Genomic DNA, 23,153 nt, shown 5'->3' with positions numbered 1-23,153 from the left:
TTATTTATTTAATAGCGTTAAAACTTCATTTACAATTTTAAAATCATCAAAATCAAAACGTTCACCATTAATCTCCTGGTAGGTTTCATGACCTTTTCCAGCAATTAAAATAATGTCGTTTTCATTAGCCATTTGGCAAGCCGCTTTTATGGCTTCTTTTCTATTTGTTATAGAAATTGTTTTTTTATAATGTTCAGCAGGTACTCCTGCTTCAACTTGTTCAATAATTCTATCTGGATTTTCAGTACGAGGATTATCACTAGTAAAAACCACTTTTGTGCTTAACGTAGCAGCTATTTTACCCATTACTGGACGCTTAGATGTATCGCGATCGCCGCCACACCCTACAACGGTTATCACTTCTTCATTTCCTGTACGAATACTATTTATTGTTTCTAATACATTCTTTAAAGCATCAGGAGTGTGCGCATAATCTACAATTGCGGTTATCTTCTTTTCTGAAATTAAATATTGAAATCTCCCATCTACACTGTCTAGAGTGCTAATTAATTGAAGAGTTTCAAGCTCCTTTAATCCTAACAACTGGGCCGTGCCGTAAATTGCAAGTAGGTTATACACATTAAAGCCTCCTATCAACTTCACCCACAATTCTTGATTGTTGATTTTAATAAGTTGACCAGAAAATTGACTTTCTAAGATTTGCGCTTTAAAGTCAGCAAAGGTTTTTAAAGCGTAGGTTTGTTTCTTTGCTTTAGTATTCTGAAGCATAACTGCCCCATTTTTATCGTCAGCATTCACCAAAGCAAAAGCAGTGTTTGGTAAATTATCGAAAAACGACTTTTTTACATCTCTATATTCAGCGAAATCTTTGTGGTAATCTAAATGGTCGTGAGATAGGTTTGTGTAAACACCACCAGCAAATTTTAAAGCCTCTGTTCGTTTTTGGTGAATACCATGAGAACTTACTTCCATAAAACAGAACTCTACACCTGCATCAACCATTTTACGCAAATAACTATTTATCGTGATTGAATCTGGGGTTGTATGTGAGGTTTTATGCTCGGTATCCCCTACCATTATATTCACAGTAGAAATCAACCCAACTTCCATCCCAGCTTTTTTGAAAAGCTTGTATAAGAGTGTAGAAATTGTTGTTTTCCCATTGGTTCCGGTAATCCCAACCAGTTTTAAGTCTTCTGATGGGTTCCCGTAGAAGTTCGCCGCCATAATTGCTAAGGCTTTATGCGTATCGGCCACCTGAACATAGGTAATTCCATTTACTATGTTTTCAGGTAGTGTTTCACATATAATCGCCAAAGCTCCTTGATCTGCAGCTTTTTTTATGAATTGATGCCCGTCAGAAACAGTTCCTATTATGGCTACAAAAACATCGTTCAACGATACTTTTCTAGAATCGAATTCTAGATTGCTAACAGCCACAGAAGTACTTCCAACGACACTTTCGATGGTTACTTTATATAATATGTCCTTTAAAAGAATCACGATAATTTTAAGGTTATTAATTTGCCCTTTTCTAGGGTTTCTCCTGATTTTATGGATTGACTCGTAACCGAACCATTACCCACAACTTGCACTCTAAGTCCAAGATTTTCTAGTATAGAAACCGCATCCATCCCCGCCATTCCAGTTACATTTGGAATAGTTTTATGTGACTTTTGAAGTTTAGCATAGTATTTTTCGAAATCTTGTTCAATTTCTGGATCTGGTGTTTCTATATTTTTTACATCATCTATGTTTCTAGATTCAGTAAATATTTTTTGAGCAATTCTTTTAAAAACAGGCCCAGAAACATCAGCTCCGTAAAATCCTTTTTTAATACTTGGCTTGTGAATTATCACTATACACGAGTACTTTGGGTTTTCAACAGGGAAAAATCCTGCGAATGATGAAATATATCGAGGATTGCTATTCCAGTCTTTATGCCAATATTCCGTACGTGCAGTTCCGGTTTTACCCGCCATTGAAAAATCTGGAGAGTACAATGATCTACCCGTTCCACGCTCGACGGTGTTTTTCATAATTTCCTTAATTTCATTCAAAGTCTTATCTGAACAAATTTTAGGATTTATGATTTTTGTATCGTAAGTAGTTACTTTTTCATTCCATGCACGAACCTCTTTGATAAAACGTGGTTTTACCATCACTCCATTATTAGCGATAGCATTATAAAAAGTTAAGGTCTGTAAAGGAGTTATTTCAAGATTATACCCATAAGCTATAGAAGGAAGCGCGTTTCTACTCCATTTCTTATCCCCTGGTTCCGGAATCATAGGTTCACCTTCCCCTTTAATAGCCACACCTGTTTTTTCATTTAGGTGCCAGCTTTTTAAGCGGTTTATAAATTTATTTGGGTTTTTAGAATACCCTTCATCTATAATTGTAGCCAATCCTATATTGGAAGAAACCTCAAGAGTTCTAGCAGCAGAAATTTCACCATACCCACCTCTTTTAGAGTCGTGAACAGGCTTGCCGTAAAATACTTTTCTTCCATTCCCGGTGTCAACAACAGTACTTGTATCAACAACTTTGTCTTCCAAAGCTGCCATCATTGCCATTACTTTAAAAGTTGAACCCGGTTCGTGAGATTCACCAATAGCGTAGTTAAGTTTTTCGTAATAAGTACCATTAGATGCCACACCCAAGTTTGAGACAGCTTTAATCTCTCCAGTGGCCACCTCCATCACTATTACTGTTCCGTGTTCAGCCTGATAGTGCTCTAATTGCTTTAACAAAGCGTGATGTGCAATGTCTTGAATATTTACATTAATAGTAGATACAATATCGTAGCCGTCTTGTGGCTCTATTTCATTGTCGTCGAAAATTGGCTTCCACTGACCTTTGGAGATTTTTTGTTTTAGTCTATGACCTTCTTTTCCTGTAAGTAAATCGTTGAATGCTCCTTCAAGACCAACAGCATAATAACCTGGGCGATTATAAGCTTCATTTCCGACAGTACGTTGAGCTATTTTTCCTATTGGATGCTCACGAACCGTACGTTGTTCTACTATAATCCCACCTCTATAGGGTCCCTTATTGAAAAGTGGTAAATTTCTCACCTTAATATAATCAGAGTACCCAAGGTTTTTTACTACAGATACATACCTATTTTTATTAGCTCTAGCCTTTCTAAACTTGTTTTGATAATAAGAAACTGGTTTCCCAAACATTTTACTAAGTCCTTCAGAAAGCGGCTTTATATTTTCATTAAAATCTTCATCTAGAGGGGTTACGGCGTCAAAACGTATATCGTATTTGGGAACTGAAGTAGCTAATAAACTACCATCATCAGCATATACATTTCCTCTATTAGCAGGTATTATAAAATTTTTGGTAGTATTCTGTTTAGCGAGTTCACGATACTCATCTCCATCAACAAATTGAATATTTATCAACTTGATGCTTATGGCAAAAGCAAACAACAACATACACCCTGCAACGATGTATAGTCTGTTTAATATGTTTCTTTCGTCAAATGCCATTTTTTCTTAATCAGTATTCTTTTTTAATGTTTTATAGTATTCTTACTCCTCTTCATTAACAATCCTTATACGTTTAGGAGGAGTTGTTGAAGGCTGCAAGCCTTGATCTTCCATTGCAGCAATTATTTTACTTTCCATTCTAGTTTGCATTAACTGCATTCGCACATCCACATACTCGCTTTTCAACTCTTTTACCTGTGCATTTAAACCTGATATTTCGTGCACTTTTTTATCTGCGTTATGTGAAGATGCAATCATTATCAGAGCTAAAAGAGAAAGAAATATGATGAAGCGCCAATTCTTTAACGCCTCGTCACTTACCAAGAATTTTCCTTTTACTATGTTATAAAAGCTTTCCTTCAAAACTTACGATTAGAGATTTATTAATTAGCGAAATACCCGCTTCTACTTCCTTTTAATCCAACATTTATTCAACCTCGTCTTCTTACAACTTCTCAGCAATACGAAGTTTTGCACTTCTAGCTCGATTGTTCATTTTTATCTCCTCCTTTGTAGGAACGATAAATTTTCCAACCGCCTTAAATGGAACTTCAAAATTTCCAAACACATCTTTTTCAGGCTCACCTTCAAACAATCCATTACGGATATACCTTTTAACCAACCTATCTTCCAAAGAATGGTAACTTATTAAGCTTATACGCCCACCGGGTTTTAAAACCTCGTTGGTCTGTAATAAAAACTCCTTAAGAGCTTCTAGTTCTTGATTCACCTCTATTCTAATAGCTTGATAAATCTGAGCTAGAATTTTATTTTCTTTATGTGCTGGCAAAAACCTACTCAGCACTTTTTTAAGCTGCTCGCTTGTTTTAATTTTTTCTTCTTCCCTAGCTGCAACTATCACTCTTGCCATTGCTGGTGCACTTCTTAACTCACCATAGTTTGCAAGCACATCTCGTAATTGCTCCTCCTCATATTTATTAACAACTGTATAAGCCGAGAAATTTGTTTCGCGATTCATTCGCATATCCAAATCCGCTTCAAAACGAGTTGAAAACCCTCTTTCTGCAACATCAAACTGATGTGAAGAAACCCCAAAGTCTCCAAGTATTCCATCTACTGTTCGATATCCGTGAAACCTTAAAAACTTCTTTAGAAATCGAAAATTCTGATTTATCAACAAAAACCGCTCATCATCAATCGCATTAACCAAAGCGTCTTTATCTTGATCAAATCCAATCAGCTTTCCCTCTGACCCTAATCTGCTTAATATCTCACGAGAATGTCCGCCACCACCGAAAGTAACATCAACATAAACTCCGTCTGGCTTAATATTTAAACCATCCACAGTTTCTTTCAATAAGACTGGATTATGATAGTCCATTTTCTTCTTCAAAATTTTTACCCATTACTTCTTCGGCTAAATCAGCAAAATCTTCTGGCGAAACAGAAATAGATTCCTCGTACTTGTCTTTATCCCAAATTTCTAACTTCTCTATCGCTGAAGAAATAACCAATTCTTTATCTATTCCCGCAAAAGACATCAAGTCCTTCGGTATTAACAATCTACCAGCAGCATCAAGCTCTACGACCTTAACTCCTGCTGTAAACATTCTAATAAAATCGTTGTTTTTCCTTGTAAACCGATTAAGCTTACTCATCTTCTTCATCATCTCCTCCCATTCTTTCATAGGATACAACTCCAAACACGGTTGAAAAACCGCTCTTTTAATCACAAACCCTTCTTGCACCACCGAAGCCAACTGCTTTTTAAGCGGCGCAGGCACCATGACACGTCCTTTTGCGTCTGCCTTACATTCGTATGAGCCTATTATATTGAGCATTACGGAAAATTCCTGTTTGTGATTTGTAGATTCAAATATATATATATTTTACCACTTTTTACCACATTATACCACATTGTTAATAAATTTTACCACATTGAAGTCATTGCTTAACCAACATTTGAAAACAAAGGCTAATTTTAAGTAGAGCGTATGAAAAATTTTTGTTTACTTTTGTTTCTAATAAATTGCACCAACCAAGTATGACTAACAACTTAAAGAAAGAAGGAAAATTTTCATATTTAGAAATAGGTGAAGGGACGCCAATCATAATACTTCATGGCCTTATGGGTGGATTAAGCAATTTTGATGGAGTTGCAAATTTCTTTCCTCCGAAGGGTTACAAAGTTCTTATTCCCGAATTACCCATTTACAAAATGACCTTATTGCGAACAAATGTGAAAACTTTCGCCAAGTATGTTGGTGATTTTATAGACCATTTAGGTTACGGTAAAGTTATTTTACTTGGAAACTCCTTAGGCGGGCACATAGGCTTGCTTTGCACCAAATTATATCCTGAAAAAGTTAAGGCCTTAGTTATTACTGGAAGTTCCGGTTTGTACGAAAGTGCTATGGGAGAAAGTTACCCAAAACGCGGGGATTACGAGTACATAAAGAAAAAAGCTGAAAACGTATTTTACGATCCAGCGGTAGCAACAAAAGAAATTGTTGACGATGTATTTGAAACCGTAAACGACAGAAATAAGTTAATTAGAACTCTTGCCATTGCCAAAAGTGCCATTAGACACAATATGGCAAAGGATTTGCCGAAAATGCATACTCCTACCTGTATTATTTGGGGAAGAAATGACAATGTAACTCCACCTGATGTTGCTATTGAATTTGACGAACTTCTTCCAGATTCAGAACTTTTTTGGATAGATAAATGTGGGCATGCTGCTATGATGGAACATCCAGATGAGTTTAACGAAATACTTTACGCTTGGTTACAAAAACGCAAATTTTAATTATTCCTAGTTTTACAAAAACTTATTTCTCTATTAAATCCTAAATATAAATAAATGCACATTAAATCGGCAGAATTTGTAATGAGCAATAGTGATGTGGACAAATGTCCAAAAGATCGCTTGCCTGAATATGCATTTATTGGGCGAAGTAATGTTGGTAAGTCTTCTCTTATCAATATGTTGATGCTTCGTAAAAATTTAGCAAAAACTTCTGGACGACCAGGAAAGACTCAGCTTATCAACCACTTTTTAGTTAATAAAAATTGGTATTTAGTCGATTTACCTGGATACGGATATGCGCGAGTTTCGAAAAGCAGCAAAAAAACATTTCAAAAATTTATTACTGATTATTTTGCTAAAAGAGAGCAAATGATTCTCGCATTTGTACTTGTAGACTGCCGTCACGAACCTCAACCTATCGATTTAGAGTTTATGACTTGGCTAGGCGAAAATGGTATTCCTTTCAATATTATCTTTACAAAGGCAGATAAATTAAAACCAATGGCATTGGAACGCAACCTAAAGGCATATACAGACAAAATGTTGGAAACTTGGGTTGAAATGCCAAAGTATTTTGTGACCTCAGCTAGCAATTCAGTAGGAAGAGATGAGCTTTTAAATTATATAGATGAATTGAATTCAAATATCAATCGCACTGAGTTTTAATCATCTTTACTTCAGGTAAAACTTCTCGTTAAAAAAGAATCTCACAGTTTATTCAACTTTTTATTGGAATAACCTCCACATCTCCATAACTTCGTTTATGTTGGAACAGATTTTTGCTTTAATCTGAATTATCACCACAAATAAACCTAAGATTATGAAGAACTTACCATGCCTTACCACAATTCTTTTTCTTCTATTTTCTTTTAATAGCTGCGCTACATTTTCATCGGTAGGATTAGATAATCAGTATATCATTGATGGAAATTCTCATTTAACATCAACAGACAATTCTACGATAAAAATTAACCACAACACTTGGAATGAACTTCTCAAAAAGCACGTACAAAACAACGGGTTAGTCGATTACATAGGATTTAGTAAAGATGAAGCTAAATTAAACGACTACTTAAAAATGCTTTCTCTTAATCATCCTAATAGCACTTGGAGTAAACCTGAAATATTAGCCTATTACATTAACCTGTACAACGCTGCCACTATTAAACTTATAATTGAAAATTATCCTGTAAAAAGCATTAAAGACATAAGTCGTCCTTGGTCTAAAAACAGAGTTCTAATAGGGAGTGAAATGATTTCCCTAAACAATATTGAACATGGAATTCTGCGAAAGATGAACGAGCCTAGAATTCATTTCGCGTTAAATTGTGCTTCTATCTCCTGCCCTAAACTTCTAAATGAAGCTTTTACTGCCGATAAAATTCAACAGCAGCTAGAACAAGTTACAAATGAATTCATCAATAGTAAAGAAAATAACATTTCAATTTCTGAAGCTAAGATTTCATCTATATTTAAATGGTACAAAAACGACTTTATAGTTAACGAGAAGAAAGATTTAATTGGTTTTATAAACCAATATTCGAAAGTCAAGATAAATTCAAATGCGACAATTTCATATTTGGATTACAATTGGAATTTGAATGAAAAAAACTGAAATAATTACCAAGCCATTTTATTCCGAGTTGGTAAAACCACCTCAAATAGTTCAGGTTTACGAAGCTATTACTAGCATTCATCAGAAAACTATACTAGTGGTTTTTTCATCCATAATAATCGACATTTAGAAATTTGTATATTCCCATAATTAAATCAGCATAATGCTTTCCATTATAATCCCGGTATTAAATGAAGATCAAATCATCGAAAAGTTACTTTTTCATTTAAAGGAAAATAGTTCAGGTGAAAATGATATTGAAGTAATAATAGTTGATGGTGGAAGCACGGATAATACTAGGGATTTAATTCAAGACTTCAGCAAACAAACCTCGACCCCTGAGAAGTTTCAAAACGTAAAAAAAAGAATTTCCTTTCAGCTTTTTTCTTCAGAAAAAGGACGGGCAAAACAAATGAATTATGGGGCAAAACAAGCTTCTTCCGAAACCCTTTACTTTCTCCACGCCGATTCTTTCCCGCCAGAGAATTATGATAAGTATATTTTATCTGAAATAAACCAAGGCAATATAGCTGGATGTTTTAGAATGAAGTTTGACAGTAGTCATTGGTGGCTAAAACTTGCTGGATGGTTAACGAGGTTTAAATGGAAGGGTTGTAGAGGCGGAGATCAAAGCCTTTTTATTTCTAAAAAACTATTCAATGAAATCGGTGGATTTGATGAGAGCTATATTATTTACGAAGACAATGTTTTAATTAATGAACTATACAAAAGAAAGTCTTTCATTGTAATTCCACATTCCCTAACAACCTCTGCAAGACGTTATAAAGAATTTGGAATTTGGCGTTTGCAATATCATTTTTGGGCTATTCATTTAAAGAAATGGTTAGGTGCAAATGCAGATGAATTATACGCATACTATTCAAAAAATATTGCTAAAACACAATAACACACCAATAGGTAAATATCAGAAATACTGCAGTTTAGTTCAATATCGCTTTATTTTTTTCGATATTGTAGTAAATTTTAAAGATAAACTACATGAATATTTTTGAGGCAATTAGAAAAGATCACGATATACAACGCGAACTTTGTCGCTTGGTTACTTCAACCTCGGGCGATACAAAAGAGAGAAAGCAAAAGTGGAAAGAGTTAAAACACGAATTGCAAATTCACGCAGACGCTGAAGAGAGAACTTTCTACGCGCCGTTAATTCAAAACGATATGATGCAGGAACACGCACGTCACGGAATTGCAGAACACCACGAAATGGAGGAACTTATTGATAAAATTGATGATAAAGATATGGATTCACCTGCTTGGTTAGTTTACGCCAAACAATTATGTGAAAAGGTAGAACATCATTTAGAAGATGAAGAACACAGCTTCTTCCAATTAGCAGGAAAAGTGTTTACCGAATCTCAAAAAACAGATATCGCAAAAGATTATTTAAAGCAAATGAAAGAGAACAGGTAATTACCAAAATCTGTTGTTATAAAACTCTCGATTATATAAATCAAACCTAACAGATTTTAAAAACCTGTTAGGTTATTTTTTTTACATTCCAGATATCACTTTATCCTTAGGAAGCTTTACAGAATAAGAAAATTTCAACTTCTTAGTTTCTCCAGCTTTTAAGTTTAAACTCCAAGTAAGCTCTCCTCTATCGGTATTCACATCTGCATTAGAAGTCTCAACAAGCTTGATTTCTATATCCTTTTCAGTTGATAGCGGGAACTGTTCTTTTACATCAATTTTCACCGATTCACTACGAGTGTTTTTAACGGAAATCTCATAAGTATAAACTCGTTTTTGAGAATTGCCAAAGAAAGAAGTACTCCCTTCTTCATTCACTCTTTCACGCTTTGTAACAATACGTTCGTCTCTCCCTAAACTTAAGGTTAATTTTTCTTCAGTTGAATTGGGATTAATATATGAGCTACCTGCAAAATTATTATCGATAATCAAGTTCGCACTACCTGGCAAAAGGTTAAGCTTACTCCAATCTGAAATTTTTGCAATTAAGAAAGCTGTTTCATCCAATCGAGGTGCAGTAAGATAGGAGTATTCTGCAGGCAATTGATATTCCTTTAACCTAACTGCTTGTGGTTTTTGATTCGAATAAACATCATAAGGTGTATTTATTACAAATGAAGTTGACAGTTGATTCTCCTCAACTACTGCCATCTCATTTCTAGTGGCCCCGTCTTCCATTACTTCCACTTGTACTCCGGCAATTTTACCTTGAAGTCTCTGAGGGAGCGGAGCAGCTGGCTGATAAAAACCTACCCACCACGGATTCAATTGTGGCGCATTGTTATTGCGTTTCGGATTTCCACTTGAAAAAGCCAATTTCACTTGCTTCCAATCAATTCCTGTGGATTGTGAAATATTAGCGTTGTATACTAACTGTACGGGCTCATTTAAATTATCTACTCTTACTTCATAAAAAGGCATCCAAGACACATTATTCGTAAAATAATGGATGTCAAAATTTGTTTTAACAGCTCTATTAGAATTCAATCGAATAACTAATTGCCCTGCATTTTGTTCATTACCACCAGCTTCTTGTAACTGATTATTTAACTTATTAACTATCTTTTGTTGCTCTGCTTCTTTACTTTTCAAGTCCAAAATATTTGCAGAAAGGGTTTTATATTCTTCTCTGTAATATTTTATCATTGTAGCCATACTCGTCGGGGACACTCCATTTTGCCCACCAAACTTTCTATTTTCTTCCAATAATGCCAAAGTGCTTTCCTCTCCTTTTCGAGCAGTTATTAATTCGTCTAAAGTGTTTTTAGCTTCGTCGTATTTACGCTTTACCTCTAAATATTGAGCGCTTTGATTTTCCCCTTTTACCAAATAATCTCTTTCAAAGGATACCGAAAGAATTGTTATTTGGCTATTATCACTTGTAATGCGAATACTATTGGGATCAACATTTTGTGCAATCTGACTAATTACAAGTTCAGAACTTCCTTTAGGCACAGAAAATTGACTAACCGTATGATGCATACTTGCTCCACGACCATATATAGTAACGTCCAACAACGAAGCGTTGGTTTCTAAAACTGTCTGAGCAGAAAGAAAATGCGTGCTGAAGATTAAAAAAGTTAAAACGATTACAGATGTAATAGATTGAGGTAAGGTTTTCATAAGCTAAATTAAATTTGATTGAAAAAATATTCAAATGTTGTGCCATTAAATTCTTGAGGCTATTCTAGGGTAGGTGGTGAGGGGTGAGGGGTGAGGGTGACGGATGTTCGACGCTGAAAACTGATAACTTAGAGACTAGACCGCTGACGCTTCTAGAATATAGACTGCAAATAAAAAGGACTTAAATTCTAACTAAACACAATAATATGCATTTTATTTACATGATAATCAATTATTTAGAAAATATTCATTATGATTGCATATCCCCAAACAATGAATTAAACAACCTTTAACCATCTTCTTAAAATGAAATGTATGCTCAACATTAAACGGGGATTATACTCCTTGCCCATTCTTTTATTTTTCTTTTCTTTAGAATCTTTTGCGCAAGTTGGAATTGGCAATACGAATCCATCTAGCGCTTCGCTACTCGACATAGGCGATGGCACTGACGATAACACAAAAGGAATTCTGATTCCTCGGGTAAATCTAACCAACTTAAATAGCCTAAGTCCAATAGAACAAAACCCAGCCACAGATCAAGTAGAAAGCCTTTTAGTATATAACACAAACGAAACTACTGGTAAGGGTTTTTACTATTGGAATGGAGGCACACGATGGGTAAAATTAATAGCCTCCGATGCACCAATAGATAAATGGAGTCTTACGGGAAATGAAATAACAGACGATGACTTTTTAGGAACAACCAATGACCAACCGCTTAGAATAAGAACGAATTATGCTGAACGTTTTAGGATACCCAATGCCTATCAAGTTCATGCCATGGGCAATGGAACAGCCTCAACCCCTTTCTATTCTTGGGCTTCTGACACAGACATAGGAATGTATAGAATCAGTGATGACATACTTGGCTTTTCCACAAATGGAATTCAAAGAATGATAATTCTTTCTGATGGAAGGGTTACAGTCAACAGCTCTTCAGTATTCAATTCTACATTTAACTCCTTTGCAACTGGTAATAGGATGGCTATAGCTGCACAAGCAGTAAATAATAATGCAGTTTATGCAGAAACTACCGGAACAGGAGATGCTGTTTTGGGTATTACTTCCTCCGGAAATGGCGTATGGGGACAAAGTAAAGATGGAATAGGTGTTATAGGTATTGGTACAATAAGTGGAGTTGGGGTCCAAGGACAAAGTAACGGTACTGGCAATGCGGTGCAAGGAATCGCCTTGTTTTCTGGAGATGGTGTAGTAGGAGAATCCACCTATGGAAATGGAGTAGTAGGCTATACAAATGGTATAGAAAATGCTTCTGGAGTTTTAGGTTGGGCATCAAATGAGACTGCTGGAGGTTGGTTTATTAGCTCAACAAGCACTAACCCCCCAACCCCAGGAACGGGAACTGCACTCATTGGCGCTATGGGCTCAATCTCAATCACACCTCCAAATGGCTCTGGCGTAACGGCAAATGGTGTTAAGACAGGAATTTATGCAAGTGCATCTGCTTCTGGAACAGGTTCTACAAACAGTGGTAATGCTGCTGGGGAGTTCACTTTAGGAACAAACCCTGTAGGCGGCACAAACACAATAAGGGCAAGGGCCAAGATTGCAGGATATCATTACGGAAGATTAATAGGTATAGGAAGTAATAATATAAATAGTTATTACGGTGGATATTTTGAAGGAGGAGTAACTAGTCCGGCTTATTCATATGTAGGAATCAAATACAATGCCGGCACGAATGGAGATGGTGGCACAAATTACAAAATTATTGGAAGTGGTATTGTTTCAACATTAGTTGATGATAGTGCTGGTAATAAGAGAATACTTTTCGCACCCGAATCACCCGAGATTCTATTTGAAGATTATGGCGTTGGAAAATTACAAAATGGAAGTGTTTATATTAATATAGACCCGCTTTTTGCTAAATCTATTCACGTTTCAGAAAAACACCCTCTAAAGGTATTTATTCAACTTGAAGGTGAATGTAACGGTGTATTCGTAACAGAAAAAACTGCTAGTGGTTTTCTTGTAAAAGAACTTAATGGCGGTACAAGCAACACTCCTTTTTCATATCATATTGTAGCAAATCGTGCAGATGATATTGCTAGCGATGGAAGTATTGCCTCAAAGCATGTTGGTCTTAGATTCCCTATTGGACCTAGTCCAGCTGAAATGATGGAAACCCAAGCTATGGAGGTTAAAGAAGATAAAGTTAAAATTGAAAAAGTAAAAGGCAAATCAGCAAAGAGTACCCAGTTAGATATTCAAGCTACTGAAAAACACTCAAACTCTGAACCTCAACTATTGCAAGAACAACAGCCTGCTAATACTCCAATAAAATCATCAAACACCAACAACATGCAGCTTCAAGAAAGCAAGTAATTTAAAAATAACATAAACCACTCAAAAGCCTGAACTACGTTAAGCATAGTACGGGCTTTTTAATTTCTATAACTCGACAAAACCTTTATAAATTCGCCACATTTTCATGTAAGTTCCACCTAAAAGATTAGACGAACTTAACACCCACTCACCTTATATCCTCAAAGAAAATGTGTAATTTTCAAATTCATTTAATTTTATAATCAACACAGCCACTATGGAGCATATTGTTATTATAGGAAACGGGATTTCTGGCATAACTGCGGCTAGACATATTCGAAAACTTTCAGACAAAAAGATAACTATAATATCTGCAGAAACAGAGTATTTCTTTTCACGCACAGCATTGATGTATGTGTATATGGGGCATATGCGATGGCAAGACATAGAACCTTACGAAAGTTGGTTTTGGGAGAAAAATCGATTGGAACTAAAAAAAGCCTATGTAGAAAGAGTAGATACAGACAACAAAACTTTATTCTTTAAAGAAGGTGGTTCTATTAATTACGACAAATTAATAATAGCTAGTGGATCTGTTACAAATACCTTTGGTTGGGAGGGCTTAGATTTAAATGGTGTTCAAGGTTTAGTAAATAAGCAAGACTTAGAAACTTTAGAAAAAAATGCTCCTAATAATAAGGTTTGTCCTCACGCAGTGATAATTGGGGGCGGATTAATTGGTGTTGAAATGGCCGAAATGCTTCGCACCAGGGATATAAAAGTCACAATGCTAGTTCGAGAGGAAGGTTTTTGGGCAAATGTGCTTCCAAAGCCTGAAGCCGAAATGATTTCACAACATATAATCTCACATGGTGTAAACCTAAAACACCTCAGCAATCTCGATAAAATTATTGGTGATGCAGATGGAAATGTTAAGGCTGTAATCACAAAAGAAGGGGAAGAAATCCCTTGTTCTATTGTGGGAATAACCACAGGAGTAAAACCTAATATTTCGTTTTTGAAAAATTCAAAAATTGAAACTGACAGGGGTATTTTAGTCAACAGAAAATTAGAAACAAACATAAAAGATGTTTACGCTATAGGAGATTGTGCTCAACAACGAGAACCCATTGGACTTAGGCCTGCAATTGAAGCAGTATGGTATACTGGTAGAATGATGGGAGAAGCCCTTGCTCAAACTATTTGTGGTAATCCTTTTGAATACAACCCAGGAAATTGGTTTAACAGTGCTAAATTTTTCGACATAGAGTATCAAACTTACGGATGGGTGTTTTCAGAAGAAAGACGAAAGGATTACGAGGAACAGTTTAATTGGAAATGCAGAAGCAATTTACGATCTGTATCTGTTTCTTATCATAAAGAAACTCGAGAATTTTTAGGAATAAATACTTTTGGAATAAGAATGCGACACGAAGTTTTTGATAGGTGGTTAAATGAAAAACGCAGTGTTGAATATGTTATAAAAAATCTTAGCCAGGCTAATTTTGATCCCGAATTTTTCAGAAGATATGAAAAAGAAATTGCGAATGAATTTTTATCAATTGCTCAATTAGCTACATCTTAATAAAATTATGAGTACAGTTCAAAGAAATATGTCCCTTACAGGAGAACCGCCAAAAACCATAAACGGTCAACAAAAAATCGCATCTGCTATTGGGTTGATCGGCTTATTGATTATGGCATTAGCTCTTTTTAATGTGGATTTCCCCAATAAATCGCTTTGGCTAACAGCTTCCCTAACTGCAATTGGAGGCGGAACTATTTGGTTTTCTATTGCCGCGTATAGCAATAAGCACGAAGGCATAAAAAACGACGGCATATATTTTAAGTCGTTAACCTCAAAAGGTTTTTGGGGATGGATTTTAGGGATTTCCCTAACTTTATTCTATGTATTACTCTATTGGTTTCCACAATATCTAGGCTATGTGCAAGGTGGAGATAACAAAGGTGTAGTTGCTCTTTTTGATCCCTTAAGCAGATTTTTAAATGGTGGACCAGCAAGCCAATGGTTTCTATATGGCACACTTTATACCTTGGCAATTTTAGCCTTCGGAATAAAATTTATTTTAAAATACAGACATAATAAATACGAAAAACTAAGAACATACTCTGTGATGTTTTTTCAGTTAGGGTTTGCCTTTATTATACCTGAATTAATGCAACGCTTAAATAGCGAAACCTTTTCTTTACCGTATTACGACTTAAAGAATATTTGGCCTCTTAACCATTATAACTTCGAACAATATAGAGTTGATGATTTTATATCTGCAGGTAATATCGGTATTGGACTGTTAATATTTGGTATTGCTTCCATATTTATAATCACTCCTATCCTAACATATAAATACGGAAAGCGTTGGTATTGCTCTTGGGTTTGTGGTTGTGGCGGTCTTGCTGAAACCGCTGGAGATCCTTTCCGTCATTTAAGTGATAAAACGCAGGTGGCTTGGAAAGTTGAAAGATGGGTAATTCACAGTGTATTAGTTTTTGTAGTATTAATGACAACAGCAGTTGTGCACTCTTATTTGGGTGACGATACTTCCAAATATTGGCTTACAAAAGATGTTTTCCTAATAAGTGTCGGTGTTCTTTTAACCATGGTTTTTGCAGGGGTTTGGATTTTTAAAAGAGAAGAACTTCAAAAAGACGCTCGTATTGGGTCTATAGCCTACTTTGTAATTATCATCGCATTGATAGCACTGCATTTTACGACTGGAAAAACTTTATTCCTTTTTGATGCTGAAACGCTGCGTTCAACTTATGGATTTCTTATTGGTGCTGTTTTTAGCGGGGTAATTGGCGTTGGCTTCTACCCTATTTTTGGCAATCGAGTTTGGTGTCGATTTGGTTGTCCTATGGCAGCGATATTAGGATTTCAACAACGTTTATTTTCAAGATTTAGAATTACTACCAATGGCGGCCAATGTATTAGTTGCGGAAATTGTTCTACATATTGCGAAATGGGAATTGACGTTCGCGCTTATGCCCAAAAAGGAGAAAACATTGTACGCTCTAGCTGTGTAGGATGTGGAATATGTTCGGCTGTTTGCCCTCGTGGTGTTTTAAAACTTGAAAATGGCCCATTAGAAAAAAGAATTAATCCTAATGAAATACTACTAGGAAATGATTTAGACCTAATGAACTATGTAAACAAATAATCCATATTTAGTCTTAGATTCCTACTAGGTTTGTATCCACATTCAAGTGATTGTCAGATATTTTTCTGAAATTCGCGATTTTAATATTCTAAAGCATTTAATGTCAAAAAACATCAAAGTAATAATTCCTGCCTTCAATGAGGAAGACGCTATTGCAAAAGTAATTGCGGAAATTCCAGAAATTGTTTCAGAAGTAATTGTTGTAAATAATAATTCTACAGACAATACTGCAAAAGTTGCTGAAGATGCAGGCGCGACAGTATTACTTGAACCAAAAGCGGGATATGGTTATGCCTGCTTAAAAGGAATGGAATATATTGCTAATCTAGAAAAAGCTAAACAACCAGATATTATCGTTTTTCTAGATGGTGACTATAGCGATTACCCTTCTGAATTAACTAGAATTGTAGCACCTATTATCGAAAATGATGTAGATTTTGTTGTTGGCGCTAGAGCAAAAGAACTTATGGAAAACAGTTCTATGACCTTACCTCAACGCTTCGGAAATGCTCTTGCAACTAGGCTTATGAAGCTTTTTTTTAATTCAACTTTTACAGATTTAGGGCCCTTTAGGGCTATTAAATACGATAAGTTGCTAGCTTTGCAAATGGAGGATAAAACCTATGGATGGACAGTAGAAATGCAACTTAAAGCATTGAAAAAGAAGTACACTTATGTTGAAATTCCTGTTAAATATAGAAATCGAATAGGTGTCTCAAAAGTTTCAGGTACGGTAAAAGGTGCTATATTTGCAGGCGTAAAAATTCTAACCTGGATTTTTAAATACAGTTTCAAAAAATGATTCTTGAATCAATAATCATTGCAATATATTCCATTGCCCTTCTCCTCATTTTTATGTACGCGTTGGCGCAACTTAACTTGCTATTCAATTATCTTAACGCAAGAAAAAAACATAAAGAATCTCCTACGTTCGATTTTTCAAACCCTGAAGAAATTCCTTTTGTAACTATTCAGCTTCCAGTTTACAATGAACTGTATGTTATGAAACGCTTACTAGACAATATTGCTCTAATAGACTATCCTCACGACAAATTAGAGATTCAAGTTTTAGACGATAGTACAGATGAATCTTTTGAGGCAACCGCCAAACACATTCAAGAACTAAAAAAAACAGGTCTTGATATTCAGCATATTTCTCGCGAAAACAGAGTTGGATTTAAAGCTGGAGCATTGAAAGAAGGTTTAAAGATTGCAAAAGGTGAGTATATCGCCATATTTGATGCAGACTTTCTTCCACAAAAGGATTGGTTAAAAAAGACAATCCCATACTTTAAAGATTCTGAAATTGGCGTGGTACAAACTCGCTGGGGACATATAAATCGAGATTATTCTATTCTTACTCGTGTTCAGGCTTTTGCTTTAGATGCACACTTTACTCTTGAGCAAGTAGGCAGAAACAGTAAAGGTCACTTTATCAACTTTAATGGTACCGCTGGTGTTTGGCGAAAAGAATGTATTCTTGATGCGGGAAATTGGGAAGGTGATACACTAACTGAAGATTTAGACCTTAGCTACCGCGCACAACTAAAAAAATGGAAATTTAAATATCTGGAAGATGTAGAAACACCTGCCGAGCTTCCCGTAGTAATTAGTGCTGCACGCTCGCAACAATTCAGGTGGAATAAAGGAGGGGCTGAAAACTTCCAAAAAATGGCTAAGCGAGTTTTAAAGAGTGATAACATTTCAAATAAAACAAAAGTTCACAGTTTATTGCATTTGCTAAATAGCACTATGTTTTTAAACATTTTGATAGTTGCTATCTTAAGCATTCCGATGCTTTACATTAAGAATGAGTATGAGCATCTAAAGGTGTATTTCTATGTGATGAGCTTTTTTGTAATAAGCACCATCATATTTTTTGTGTGTTATTGGTTTACTTTTAAAAGCATTTATGGCGGTGGATTTAAGCGATTTTTGAAGTACACAGCGATGTTTTTTACTTTTTTCTCAATTGCAATGGGCTTTTCCGTACATAATTCTATCGCTGTTTTAGAAGGACATTTCGGTAAAAAAAGTGATTTTATTCGAACACCAAAATTCAACATTAGCAATTTGAAAGAGGGATGGAAGGGAAATAAATATATTGCTAAAAATATATCTCCAAATGTAATTATTGAAGGTGTATTAATGATCTATTTCGCCTTTGGAATGTACAGTGCTTTCATTGTAGGAGACCAGGGCGGTGACTTCGGACTTTTCCCTTTTCACCTAATGCTTTTTATAGGATTCGGATTTGTGTTTTTTAAATCGTTAACCTCTAAGGCTTAATAGATTGACGTGGAACAGAAAGAAATTGGACTTAAGTCTTTCACAATTACGAAAAGTCCTAAGTCCTACAACTTATCTCCTATTAGGATTTTTCCACATACCCCTTAACCTCCTGAAAATCCAGACCGCCATAATTCCCACTACTCATTAAAAGTAAGCTTGTGTTCTCGTAATCTTGAGAGAAAAGATAAGTCTTGAAATCGGCAGGATTTGTGAATACTACCAAGTCTTTGCGATCGAAAGCCTCTTCAATCTGTTCCCCTTTAATAGCCTCCAACTTTTTAATCATTACAGCGTGAGGTGAATAGAAAACTACCGCACTATCTGCTGCATCTAGCGCTCCTTTATATTCCTTTAAAAACTCTGGATTAAGACTACTGTAGGTGTGTAATTCTAAACAAGCAATCAATTTTCTATCTGGGTACTGATTTTTTACTGCTTGAGTTGTAGCTTTTACCTTGCTAGGGGAATGCGCATAATCTTTGTAGGCAACAGCAGTAGCTGTTTCAGCTATCTTTTCTAATCGCTTGCTTGCGCCTTTAAATGTCGCAATGGCTTCGTTAAAGCCTTTTGCGTCTATTCCCATTAATTGACAAATACCTCTTGCGCCTGCTAAGTTGTTTAAATTGTGCTTTCCAAAGATTTCAACAGCCAACGGGCCTTCTGATGTATTTAGAATTGTTGTCCCGCCTTGAACCTTATAATAAGGTGTTTTATAAGGATATTTCTTAATCGTATTAGTTGTCGCTTCAACTACGCGTTTTACTTCGGCATCTTCTTCATTGTAAACTATAGCACCGTCTGCTGTGATTTCATTTAAAAATATTTCAAACTGCTCTACATAGTTTTCATAAGTTGGAAATACATTGATGTGGTCCCAAGCAATTCCACTTAAAAGGGCAATATTCGGTTTGTAAAGGTGAAACTTTGGTCTTCGATCTATAGGTGAAGAAAGATATTCATCTCCTTCTATTACCATAAATTCATTATCATGAGTGATTTTAACCATAGTGTCAAACCCCTCTAATTGAGCTCCAACCATATAATCAACATCTTTCCCGTGGTAATTCATCACGTGTAGAATCATAGAAGTAATTGTGGTTTTACCGTGAGAGCCACCAATTACAACACGTGTTTTATTCTTAGATTGTTCGTATAAAAACTCCGGATAACTGAAGATTTTTAATCCGAGTTCCTTTGCCTTTAAAAGCTCAGGATTATCTGCTTTAGCGTGCATTCCGAGGATTACAGCGTCTATATCTGAAGTTATCTTTTCTGGAAACCAACCTACGTTTTCTGGCAACAATCCTTTCGCTTTCAATCTACTTTTTGAAGGTTCGAAAATTTCATCATCACTTCCAGTTACGTATTCTCCCTTTTGATTTAATGCCAATGCTAAATTGTGCATTGCACTACCGCCAATGGCTATAAAGTGTATTCTCATATTTAAGTTGAATAATTTATGAGTTTAAAGTTTAAGTGTAAAGATACTTTTTCTAATTCTGAATTCTTAATTCACAATTCATAATTATAGTGCGAGAATGAGTGATTTCTCTTTAAGAGCCTCTTTAAAATCTACTCGTACTAGCAATGCTTTATTTATCCAAGTAAGTGCAATTTCCTTTTCCCCTAGATTTTTATAAATCTGCGCCAATCGATAATAAGCCCATTCCATTGATATATCATCTTTTATTGAATGATTAGCTAAAAACTCACTTAAAGAATCTATTCCAATTTGTGACTCAAGATTATACTGCGCCGAAATCTCTCCTATTCGGTAATTTAAATGATTGTGTTTATGTTTTCGTATAGAGATAGAAGCAGTTTCTATAGCTTTTTGGGGTTGATCATTTTTCTCATATAGATTTATAAGTTTTTCATAGGTATGAGGTGACCCTCCTACTTCAATTGCTTTTATATAATTGAATTCTGCATCCTCAATCTTTTTATAAAATTCAGCAATATGCCCCAAAGCTAGGTAGCCATCCACTTTTGAAATTGCTTCTAATTCACTTGCATAAGCAATGGCTTTTTTCTCACTTCCACCAAAGAAAACTGGCAATTGTATATAAAGTTCTATCAACGCCCAACGCGCTTCTATATGTTGTGGATTTAATTCAATAGCACGTTCAAGATGATGTTTTATTTCTGATATATATGTAACCGCCCGAAGCCGACTAACAGTCATTGCTTTCATTCCTAAAGCACCACCGTATTTAAAATGATAACTAGCATTGGATTCATCATCTGCTACCAAATCTTTATAATAAGAAAGTGCTGTATCCCACTCCTTACTATAACCAGCTATATCTCCTAAGTATTCTCGAGTTTTTATATGACCAGGATGTAGTTTTAGATATTCTTCAAAAATAGGTTTTGCTTTGATGAAATTTTCTTGTTTATAATATTCTTCAGCCTGTTTGTAATTGGTTTGGGCGTTTATAAATACAGGAAAAAATGTAAAGAAAATGAAAAACAATAAAAACATCCATCTCCTTACTGCCCCTCCCCACACATTCGAGAATTTATAACTTTTATTATAATTTAGAATTTGCAATTTCTACTTTCTTCTTGAAGTTCGGAATTTGGAGTTCGGAATTTGGAATTTAGAATTTGTTATTTTTTAGAAGGTGGATATTTCCTCAAAATTTTCTGAATAACCGATAAGTAGTAAGCTTCCTTTTCCTCTGGCTTTGATCTTTCTTTCATTTCACCCTCCGCAACAGCTTGCCACACCAAGTCATCTTTAACAACATCAATAAAGTCCATTGTAAGTCTTTGGTTTACTACTTTTCCGCCAATAGGAATTCCACCACTTACGCCTACACCAACATTACGTCCGCTACCACCAACGCCAATACCGATAGTATTTCGTGAATTCGAAATGTTTTCACGTGCATAAAAATTAATATACAATTGAGGCGTTTCACTTTTCACGAATCCTCGTTGATGCATAAGACTATCCGTAATCTGAATAATACGTTTATCATCCAATTCATTTAGACCTGAGTCTATTGTAGGAAAGTAATTATAGGAAGTGTATTTTGTGAAGTCTGCCTGCTTATCATAATCTACCGCTACAGAAGCTCCACAAGAAGTTAAAATCATTGTGACTAAAAATATCCAGAAGTATTTCATTGCATTTTCTTTTCAATAAAAATACGCAAAAAAGGGAGTTTGCGATTCGCTAGCTTGTTCTTTAACAGTTTGTTTCAACGCTAAATTGAATTACTATTAAGAATAGCCGATCATTTTCTTACCTCGGCTCCGCTCGTTAGCGAAAATCGATAAAACCCAACTTCACCTCAGCTCCGCTCGGCAAACTAGATTTGCTGAGTTATAAGTAGATTTCTAAAAAATATTGGGTAAGCTTGGTAGTTGGATTAGTTAAGCATTTTCCATAGTTTATCCTTCAACTCAGTAAGCCCTTGTTGTGCAACTGCCGAGATAAATAAATATGGAATTCCCTTAAACTCTTTATCCAGAACCTTTTTCATTTCAGCTTTAAGTTCGTCGTCTAGCATATCGCTTTTGCTAATTGCTAAAAGACGTTCTTTATCTAAAAGTTGAGGATTGTAACGGCGCAATTCATCAACAAGAATGTCATACTGCTCTTTAATATCTGGCGCATCGGCTGGAATTAAAAACAGCAAAGTAGAGTTTCTTTCAATATGACGTAAAAATCGATGTCCAATACCTTTTCCTTCTGCTGCACCTTCAATAATACCTGGAATATCTGCAACTACAAATGTTTGGAAGTCGCGGTATTCTACAATACCTAGATTTGGTTTTAAGGTTGTAAACTCGTAGTTAGCAATTTTCGGCTTAGCAGCAGTAATTACTGAGAGTAAAGTTGACTTTCCAGCATTAGGAAAACCTACTAAACCTACATCAGCAAGAATTTTTAGCTCAATAATAATATCTACTTCCTCTCCTTCTTCACCTGGTTGAGCGTATCTTGGAGTTTGATTTGTAGAAGATTTAAAGTGTGCATTTCCAAGACCGCCACGACCGCCTTTTGCTACAACTTTTTCTTCGCCATCTTCAAGTAGTTCGAAGAGAATTTCTTCAGTTTCTTTATCGCGAACAACTGTTCCTATTGGAACTTCAATATACACATCGGCACCATCGGCACCTGTACTGGTTTGTTTACTACCAGCTTGCCCGTGTTCTGCTCTAAAGTGTCGTTTAAATTTAAGGTGATATAGCGTCCAAAGGTTTTTATTGGCTTTTACAATTACGTGTCCACCACGACCACCATCCCCTCCATCGGGGCCTCCTTTAGGAATATACTTTTCCCGTCGCATGTGTTTACTGCCTTGCCCTCCCTTTCCGGAAGTAACATGAACTTTAACGTAATCTACAAAATTGCCTTCAGTCACTTTATTTTTCTGTTTGTTGTTTGTTATTTATTATTGGACAATCCAATATAT

21 protein-coding genes are annotated in these 23,153 nt (G+C 35.5%); 11 read left to right on the top strand and 10 right to left on the bottom strand.

Going from position 1 to position 23,153, the window contains the following annotated elements; genetic code table 11:
• The 5 genes from G3A46_RS04130 to mraZ form a co-directional block, all read right to left on the bottom strand.
• Window positions 1–1,464 carry a UDP-N-acetylmuramoyl-L-alanyl-D-glutamate--2,6-diaminopimelate ligase gene (locus G3A46_RS04130; protein WP_165146573.1) on the bottom strand — a complete coding sequence of 488 codons (1,464 nt, stop codon included), beginning with the start codon at window positions 1,462–1,464 and terminating at the stop codon, window positions 1–3.
• Window positions 1,461–3,461 carry a penicillin-binding protein gene (locus G3A46_RS04125; RefSeq protein WP_165146570.1) on the bottom strand — a complete coding sequence of 667 codons (2,001 nt, stop codon included), beginning with the start codon at window positions 3,459–3,461 and terminating at the stop codon, window positions 1,461–1,463. The genes G3A46_RS04130 and G3A46_RS04125 overlap by 4 nt, the downstream gene beginning before the upstream one ends.
• Window positions 3,462–3,503: 42 nt before the next feature.
• Window positions 3,504–3,824 (bottom strand): FtsL-like putative cell division protein, encoded by a 321-nt coding sequence (locus G3A46_RS04120; protein WP_165146567.1) that lies wholly within the window; start codon window positions 3,822–3,824, stop codon window positions 3,504–3,506.
• An 82-nt stretch (window positions 3,825–3,906) separates the two neighbouring features.
• Complete coding sequence (gene rsmH, locus G3A46_RS04115; RefSeq protein ID WP_165147627.1) at window positions 3,907–4,803, bottom strand: 16S rRNA (cytosine(1402)-N(4))-methyltransferase RsmH; 897 nt, start codon at window positions 4,801–4,803, stop codon at window positions 3,907–3,909.
• A complete protein-coding gene (mraZ, locus tag G3A46_RS04110; RefSeq protein WP_165146564.1) occupies window positions 4,790–5,263 on the bottom strand; it encodes a division/cell wall cluster transcriptional repressor MraZ in 474 nt (157 codons plus the stop codon). Before mraZ ends, rsmH begins: the two co-directional genes overlap by 14 nt.
• A 203-nt stretch (window positions 5,264–5,466) precedes the next feature.
• Here mraZ and G3A46_RS04105 point away from each other — a divergent pair, with 203 nt between their 5' ends.
• The 6 genes from G3A46_RS04105 (at window position 5,467) to G3A46_RS04080 (ending at window position 9,280) form a co-directional block, all read left to right on the top strand.
• Window positions 5,467–6,231: an alpha/beta hydrolase gene (locus G3A46_RS04105; protein ID WP_165146561.1), complete on the top strand. Its 765-nt coding sequence runs from the start codon at window positions 5,467–5,469 to the stop codon at window positions 6,229–6,231.
• Window positions 6,232–6,285: 54 nt separating this feature from the next.
• Window positions 6,286–6,897 (top strand): ribosome biogenesis GTP-binding protein YihA/YsxC, encoded by a 612-nt coding sequence (gene yihA, locus G3A46_RS04100; protein WP_165146558.1) that lies wholly within the window; start codon window positions 6,286–6,288, stop codon window positions 6,895–6,897.
• A gap of 154 nt (window positions 6,898–7,051) precedes the next feature.
• Entirely contained in the window at window positions 7,052–7,846 is a 795-nt protein-coding gene (locus G3A46_RS04095) for a DUF547 domain-containing protein (protein WP_165146555.1), read from the top strand.
• Complete coding sequence (locus G3A46_RS04090; protein WP_165146549.1) at window positions 7,833–7,976, top strand: hypothetical protein; 144 nt, start codon at window positions 7,833–7,835, stop codon at window positions 7,974–7,976. The genes G3A46_RS04095 and G3A46_RS04090 overlap by 14 nt, the downstream gene beginning before the upstream one ends.
• Before the next feature lie 33 nt (window positions 7,977–8,009).
• Entirely contained in the window at window positions 8,010–8,753 is a 744-nt protein-coding gene (locus G3A46_RS04085; RefSeq protein ID WP_165146546.1) for a TIGR04283 family arsenosugar biosynthesis glycosyltransferase, read from the top strand.
• Window positions 8,754–8,845: 92 nt separating this feature from the next.
• The gene (locus G3A46_RS04080; RefSeq protein ID WP_165146543.1) at window positions 8,846–9,280 is read left to right on the top strand and encodes a hemerythrin domain-containing protein; all 435 of its coding nucleotides are present in this window, start codon (window positions 8,846–8,848) and stop codon (window positions 9,278–9,280) included.
• An 81-nt stretch (window positions 9,281–9,361) separates the two neighbouring features.
• Here the strand turns inward: G3A46_RS04080 and G3A46_RS04075 are convergent, their stop codons facing one another.
• A complete protein-coding gene (locus tag G3A46_RS04075) occupies window positions 9,362–10,963 on the bottom strand; it encodes a DUF4139 domain-containing protein (RefSeq protein ID WP_165146540.1) in 1,602 nt (533 codons plus the stop codon).
• Window positions 10,964–11,278: 315 nt separating this feature from the next.
• On the opposite strand from G3A46_RS04075, the gene G3A46_RS04070 reads away from it, so the two are divergent.
• The 5 genes from G3A46_RS04070 (at window position 11,279) to G3A46_RS04050 (ending at window position 18,720) form a co-directional block, all read left to right on the top strand.
• The gene (locus tag G3A46_RS04070; protein WP_165146537.1) at window positions 11,279–13,312 is read left to right on the top strand and encodes a hypothetical protein; all 2,034 of its coding nucleotides are present in this window, start codon (window positions 11,279–11,281) and stop codon (window positions 13,310–13,312) included.
• A 217-nt stretch (window positions 13,313–13,529) separates the two neighbouring features.
• A complete protein-coding gene (locus tag G3A46_RS04065; protein ID WP_165146534.1) occupies window positions 13,530–14,837 on the top strand; it encodes an NAD(P)/FAD-dependent oxidoreductase in 1,308 nt (435 codons plus the stop codon).
• 7 nt (window positions 14,838–14,844) lie between these two features.
• Complete coding sequence (locus tag G3A46_RS04060; RefSeq protein ID WP_165146531.1) at window positions 14,845–16,431, top strand: 4Fe-4S dicluster domain-containing protein; 1,587 nt, start codon at window positions 14,845–14,847, stop codon at window positions 16,429–16,431.
• 100 nt (window positions 16,432–16,531) lie between these two features.
• Window positions 16,532–17,233, top strand: coding sequence for a glycosyltransferase family 2 protein (locus tag G3A46_RS04055; protein WP_165146528.1), 702 nt, complete (start codon window positions 16,532–16,534; stop codon window positions 17,231–17,233).
• Window positions 17,230–18,720, top strand: a complete 1,491-nt coding sequence (locus G3A46_RS04050) for a cellulose synthase family protein (RefSeq protein WP_165146525.1) — start codon at window positions 17,230–17,232, stop codon at window positions 18,718–18,720. Before G3A46_RS04055 ends, G3A46_RS04050 begins: the two co-directional genes overlap by 4 nt.
• Before the next feature lie 82 nt (window positions 18,721–18,802).
• Here the strand turns inward: G3A46_RS04050 and G3A46_RS04045 are convergent, their stop codons facing one another.
• From G3A46_RS04045 to obgE, 4 genes are all read right to left on the bottom strand, one after another.
• A complete protein-coding gene (locus G3A46_RS04045; RefSeq protein WP_165146522.1) occupies window positions 18,803–20,164 on the bottom strand; it encodes a Mur ligase family protein in 1,362 nt (453 codons plus the stop codon).
• A gap of 84 nt (window positions 20,165–20,248) precedes the next feature.
• A complete protein-coding gene (locus G3A46_RS04040; protein ID WP_241836856.1) occupies window positions 20,249–21,235 on the bottom strand; it encodes a tetratricopeptide repeat protein in 987 nt (328 codons plus the stop codon).
• Between the two features lie 101 nt (window positions 21,236–21,336).
• Complete coding sequence (locus G3A46_RS04035; protein ID WP_165146519.1) at window positions 21,337–21,858, bottom strand: DUF4136 domain-containing protein; 522 nt, start codon at window positions 21,856–21,858, stop codon at window positions 21,337–21,339.
• Between the two features lie 245 nt (window positions 21,859–22,103).
• Complete coding sequence (gene obgE, locus G3A46_RS04030; RefSeq protein WP_139855459.1) at window positions 22,104–23,102, bottom strand: GTPase ObgE; 999 nt, start codon at window positions 23,100–23,102, stop codon at window positions 22,104–22,106.
• Window positions 23,103–23,153: the final 51 nt, after the last annotated feature.

Source organism: Aequorivita sp. KMM 9714 (assembly GCF_011065475.1).
GTDB classification, from domain to species: Bacteria; Bacteroidota; Bacteroidia; order Flavobacteriales; family Flavobacteriaceae; genus Aequorivita; species Aequorivita sinensis.
This window is presented reverse-complemented; position numbering and strand designations above follow the sequence as displayed.